General features: G+C 32.2%; 4 protein-coding genes. All 4 read left to right on the top strand.

The features are described from left to right. Positions 1–1,704: type II and III secretion system protein (locus tag ACP5S8_RS07810; protein ID WP_461876389.1), on the top strand; the 1,704-nt coding region annotated here is incomplete at its 5' end. Then, the gene (locus tag ACP5S8_RS07815; protein WP_461876390.1) at positions 1,701–2,519 is read left to right on the top strand and encodes a hypothetical protein; all 819 of its coding nucleotides are present in this window, start codon (positions 1,701–1,703) and stop codon (positions 2,517–2,519) included. The genes ACP5S8_RS07810 and ACP5S8_RS07815, both read left to right, overlap by 4 nt. Next, entirely contained in the window at positions 2,519–3,727 is a 1,209-nt protein-coding gene (locus tag ACP5S8_RS07820) for a type II secretion system F family protein (protein WP_461876391.1), read from the top strand. Before ACP5S8_RS07815 ends, ACP5S8_RS07820 begins: the two co-directional genes overlap by 1 nt. Before the next feature lie 43 nt (positions 3,728–3,770). Then, positions 3,771–3,996 (top strand): cytochrome b/b6 domain-containing protein (locus ACP5S8_RS07825; protein WP_461876392.1); only part of this gene is annotated, 226 nt, incomplete at its 3' end.

A 3,996-nucleotide genomic window follows, 5' to 3' on the forward strand; every position in this document is an offset into this window, starting at 1 on the left:
GAATATTGCTTAAATTATACAACAACTAACGGTATAGTGGTTATAAACTCTGGAAAATGCGAAGCAACTGCGTCTCCTAGTGGATTACCGCCATTGTCTTCTCTTTTGAAAAGTGGAAGTTTAGCTAATCTGCCAAATCCTTCAAGCATGTCGCAAAGCAGAAATACTCAGGAATTAGTAAAGACTGAAACAATTATATTAAGAGGTATATCTGCTGAAGAATCATATTCGTTAATTAAAGATATTAAAGGTATATTTAACGTTTATAGAGCTGATAAATTAGGGGTAATAATAGTTAGCGGCTTACCGAAGGCTATAAAACAAGTAAATGTAAAACTAAAGCCGTACCTTGCACAACCACCAAGACCCGGTGAAGCAATTATAAGTGTTCCCCTTTATGTCTACGATATAAGTCCTGTTAACTTTGAAAAACTTATAACTCATTATCTTTCAAAAGACGCTGTTGTAATACATGAGGAGGGTAATAAAATAATTTTAGAGGATTATCCACAAAACATTGAAAATGTATTAGATTATTTTCCTCAATACGTGTCAATTAAACCAAAATATATTACAGAGGTTCTATTTATAAAAAAAGATTTGGAAAAAGCTTATAATTTAGCAAAATCCTGTAAACTAAAAAAAATAGCAAAAAGCAAAGAGTTTAAAGCTGTAATACTTACTGGTAATCCAAAAAGCGTTATATCCTGTGAAAAAATACTTTCAGCCTATGTTTCGAAAACCCCAAGACAAAACGTAATGAAATCTCAAACATTTTACATAAAATATATTACTCTTGATAAATTTGAAAAGCTTATAAAACCTTATCTTTCAGACAAAGCTATAGTAACACCTATAAATAAAATGAACGCTGTAACAGTAATAGATTACATCCAAAACCTTGAAGATATAAAGAAACACCTAAAAGAGTATATATCTACCAAACCCTTATATATACAGATAGATGTAAAGGCTGTTGAGATAAGCAAAGACTATCAGAAACAGTTGGGCTTAGGCGTCGGCGGTGCTTACGCAGGCAGAGGTATCACAATTTTAAATACCAGCAATTTTAATCCAACAAGTCCATTGGCAAATGCTTTTAGTTTTATAAGCAATGGTGGTAGCCCCGAGGTTACGGCTACACCTGTAAACGCTCCCAATGGCCTAATATCAGGTATATACTCAGAGGGCAAATTTCATGTCCTAGGTTTTGAAATTCAAGCATTGGAGTCCATAAACAAAGCAAAGAGCGTCTTTAAAAGCACTCTGCTATCTATGAATGACCAACCTACTTTGCTAACTCAAGGAATCGAATATCCATTTACCACAATATCGACTCCAGGGCAAGCGGTGCCTACAGTTACACTACAAAATGTTCTTAACTCTATAAAGGTTACACCTCAAGTATTGCCCAATGGCAAAATATTGCTAAATATAAATATTCAAAATATGTCTTTAGGCCCTTTGGCGGCTAATGGGCAGCCCACTATCAACCAAAATAGTAACTCCCTATCTATAGTTTTATCTGACGGAGCAACTTTAGCGATAGGAGGGATAAGTCTTAAAAACGATAGCAACAGCTTACAAGGAATACCTGGATTAGACAAAGTTCCAATTGTTGGCAATGTCGGTATGACAAAAAATGAATCGACAAACAACACAAATCTATTCATATTCATAACTGCTAAGAGGGTTGAAAAATGAAGTTAAATTTAGGTTTAAAACAGAAAAAAGCTTATAGTATTTTTCTATCTAATACTTATTTTAGTTTAACGCTTTTAAATAAGGATTCTTGTGAACTAATAACAAAACACAACAAAAGTCAAGATTCTCATACTATAATCGATGATATAAGATCAAACGCTTCTTTATTTGAAAATCTTGAAGCAGGCGACGCTCACATAATTCTAGACGTAGGGCTTGGTATAGTTAAGACTAGGTTTTTACCAAAAGCTATAAAACAAAAAGATATTGAAAACGCTTTAAAGTTATCTCTGGAAACTGAAATCGGTCATAAATTGAACAAACATTACTTGGCCTACGATATATTGTTAAAAACTGATGATGGGAATACATATTTAGTAGCTTATGCGGAGAAAGAAGATGTGATACTTGCTGAAAAATCTTTTAAAAAATATGGGTTAAACGTAAAAAGCGTATCTCATTTTGTAGTAGATTTTATAAACACCTTGATAGAATTGAATGTAAATATACCCATCAATGCTGTTTATATTAATAAAGATTATTATTTTTTACTGAAGCTAGGAGAAAGATTTATAGATTATAAAAAAGTGGATATAACTAATTTTAACGAGCAAAGGGAAAGTATTTTAGAAGATATTAGCAGCTCTTTGCTTTTTTTAGGATTAGAAGATATAAAACTTGTTTATTCAAGTTTATTTGCAGAAGATCACGATTTTTATGACAGGCTAAGAAATCTTTTACACGTTAAAGAAGAGCTTTTCCCTCCATATGACTTTGATTGTTATCTTTTGCAAGTTAACAGGAGCGTTTACTGATGCCTAAGTTTCAATATATAGCTTATACAAAGGATGGTAAAATAGAAAAAGGTATTATAGAAGCTCAGAATCAAGATGCTATAGCTCAAATATTGTCTTCCAAAGAGCTTATTCCAGTATCTATAGAGCTTGCCCGAGAAAGGACCCTTTCTTTTGGTTTTGGTAAGAAAGTAAAAGAAAAAGAGTTATCTTTGGTATTGCGGCAAATAGGGTTTTTAATTCAAGTAGGTATAAGCGTACCGCAAGCTTTAGAGATGGCGGCAAAACAAATAGATAACAAATATTTTCAAGAAACGCTTTTAGAAGTTGCAAAAGATGTTAGTGAGGGTCTGACTGTAGGACAAGCTATGCAAAAAAGGAAAAACGTTTTCCCACCACTTCTTATAAGCTTAGTAATAACAGGAGAAGAAACGGGACAGCTAGATAGATCACTAATTTTGGCTTCAGAATACTATGAAAAGCTAGCTAAGATAAAAGGTAAAATAAAAAGTGCATCTTTCTACCCTTCTTTCGTGCTTATAATAGCTACTATTATAACAACTGGTATTATTTATTTTTTAGTGCCAATATTTGCTAGCATATACAAAGGTTTCGGTGCATCGCTACCGCTTCCTACGTTGATACTTTTAAAAGCCTCCAATTTTTTACATGAAAATATATTAAAATTTATAATTTTGTTAGTTATTTCAGGTTTTATTTTTAAACGTCTTTATCAAAATAACATGGAATTCAAAAAGCGAATAGAAAAAATGCTGTTGAAACTTCCAGTTTTAGGAAACGTTTTTCATAAAATAATGATGAACTCTTTTGCTACGTCTTTGTCTTCTTTATTCTCCAGCGGTGTGTCGCTAGATAGGTCTATGGAATTGATATCTCAGGCTAGTACAATGCAAATAGTAAAAGAAGGTATAGAAAAAGCTTCTAAATCTATAAAAGAAGGAAAACCGCTGTGGTTGTCTTTAAAAGAAACAGAGCTATTTGATGATCTTTTTATATCCATGGTTAAAATAGGTGAAGATACTGGACGTCTTGATGATTTGCTTCAAAGTATTGTAAGATTTTATGAAGATGAAGTGGATAAGGCTATAGATGCCATGATATCTTTAATAGAACCTACTATGATTGTAATAATAGGGGGCATAATAGGTGTTATACTGATAGCTCTATACATGCCAATATTTAAGATTGGTTCGTTGATAAAATCTTAACTATTTTATATTTTTTTCACAACTATATGTTATATTTTTAAGTATGCATAAAGATTGGTCAAATACTTATAAGTTTTTGCATTGGATTTTTGCCCCTTTGATAGCATTGCAGTTGTTGCTATCACTTTTCATGAGCTCTAAGAAGCAAGGGCTTCCATACTTGTTATTTAACATTCATATTACAATAGGGCCAATTCTAGCAGGTGTTATAATAGCTCTATGGATATATATATTAACAAACAATTCTATAAGAGCTCACTTTTTCCCAT

Source organism: Hydrogenobaculum sp., assembly GCF_049967395.1.
Taxonomy (GTDB): Bacteria; Aquificota; Aquificia; order Aquificales; family Aquificaceae; genus Hydrogenobaculum.